This window comes from Nocardia sp. NPDC051929 (genome assembly GCF_044548645.1).
Lineage (GTDB): Bacteria > Actinomycetota > Actinomycetes > Mycobacteriales > Mycobacteriaceae > Nocardia > Nocardia sichangensis.
In genome coordinates this window covers 1,670-3,519 of record NZ_JBIUCG010000061.1, presented here as the reverse complement: position 1 = coordinate 3,519, position 1,850 = coordinate 1,670, and the positions used below count along the sequence as shown (strand labels likewise).

The 1,850-nt window shown below is 56.1% G+C and carries 1 rRNA gene (cut by a window edge); it reads left to right on the top strand.

Annotated elements, in window-relative coordinates:
* Positions 1–45: 45 nt before the first annotated feature.
* Positions 46–1,850, top strand: a 23S ribosomal RNA gene (locus ACIHAX_RS37710); it runs 1,409 nt beyond the window's last position.

Sequence of the window (1,850 nt, the reverse complement as noted above, 5' to 3'; positions counted from 1 at the left end):
GGGTGTGTTGTTTGAGAACTGCACAGTGGACGCGAGCATCTTTGTTTGTAAGTGTTGAAGAGCGTTCGGTGGATGCCTTGGCACCAGGAGCCGATGAAGGACGTAGGAGGCTGCGATAAGCCTCGGGGAGCTGTCAACCGAGCTGAGATCCGAGGATTTCCGAATGGGGAAACCCGGCACGAGTGATGTCGTGTCACCCTCCGTTGAATATATAGGCGGTTGGGAGGGAACGTGGGGAAGTGAAACATCTCAGTACCCACAGGAAGAGAAAACAATTGTGATTCCGTGAGTAGTGGCGAGCGAAAGCGGATGAGGCTAAACCAGGTAGATGTGATACTCGGCAGAGGTTGTCTATTTGGTGTTGTGGGGTCATTCTTCTCAGTCCTGCCGGGCTGGGCGGGAGTTATAAACCGTTGTGTTAGTCGAAGTGGTCTGGAACGGCCTGTCGTAGAGGGTGAGAATCCCGTAGACGAAAATGCAACGGCTCTCGTGGATGATGCCCGAGTAGCAGCGGGCCCGTGAAATCTGCTGTGAATCTGCCGGGACCACCCGGTAAGCCTGAATACTCCCTGGTGACCGATAGCGGACTAGTACCGTGAGGGAAAGGTGAAAAGTACCCCGGGAGGGGAGTGAAATAGTACCTGAAACCGGACGCTTACAATCCGTCAGAGCCTTCCCTTTTGTGGTGGGGTGATGGCGTGCCTTTTGAAGAATGAGCCTGCGAGTCATCGGTGTGTGGCGAGGTTAACCCGTGTGGGGTAGCCGTAGCGAAAGCGAGTCCGAATAGGGCGTTTTGAGTCGCATGTCATGGACCCGAAGCGGAGTGATCTACCCATGGCCAGGGTGAAGCGACGGTAAGACGTCGTGGAGGCCCGAACCCACTTAGGTTGAAAACTGAGGGGATGAGCTGTGGGTAGGGGTGAAAGGCCAATCAAACTCCGTGATAGCTGGTTCTCCCCGAAATGCATTTAGGTGCAGCGTCACGTGTTTCACATCGGAGGTAGAGCTACTGGATGGCCTAGGGGGCCCACAAGCTTACCGAAGTCAGCCAAACTCCGAATGCCGGTGTGTGAGAGCGTGGCAGTGAGACTGCGGGGGATAAGCTTCGTAGTCGAGAGGGAAACAGCCCAGATCGCCGGCTAAGGCCCCTAAGCGTGTACTAAGTGGAAAAGGATGTGGGGTCGCGAAGACAACCAGGAGGTTGGCTTAGAAGCAGCCACCCTTGAAAGAGTGCGTAATAGCTCACTGGTCAAGTGATCCTGCGCCGACAATGTAGCGGGGCTCAAGTACACCGCCGAAGCCGCGGCATTCCAGCATTATTCTGCTTTCGAGCCAGGAGCTGGGATGGGTAGGGGAGCGTCGTGCAGCCGTGGAAGCAGCGGGGTGACCTAGTTGTGGAGGCTGTGCGAGTGAGAATGCAGGCATGAGTAGCGAAAGACGAGTGAGAAACTCGTCCGCCGAATGACCAAGGGTTCCTGGGCCAGGTTAATCCGCCCAGGGTGAGTCGGGACCTAAGGCGAGGCCGACAGGCGTAGTCGATGGACAACGGGTTGATATTCCCGTACCCGTGTATCCGCGCCCAATGGCGAATCAGTGGTGCTAAGTGCCCAAATGTGGATGGACTTCCTTCGGGAAGCTTGAAGCGGCTGCGCACGACCCCTGCTGTAGTAGTCAAGCGATGGGGTGACGCAGGAAGGTAGCTGGGCCAGGTGGTGGATTACCTGGTGTAAGCCGGTAGGGCGTTGTGTAGGCAAATCCGCACAACATGTGCCTGAGAGGTGATGCGTAGCCGATTGAGGCGAATTCAGTGATCCTATGCTGCCGAGAAAAGCCTCTAGTGAGTTGGTACA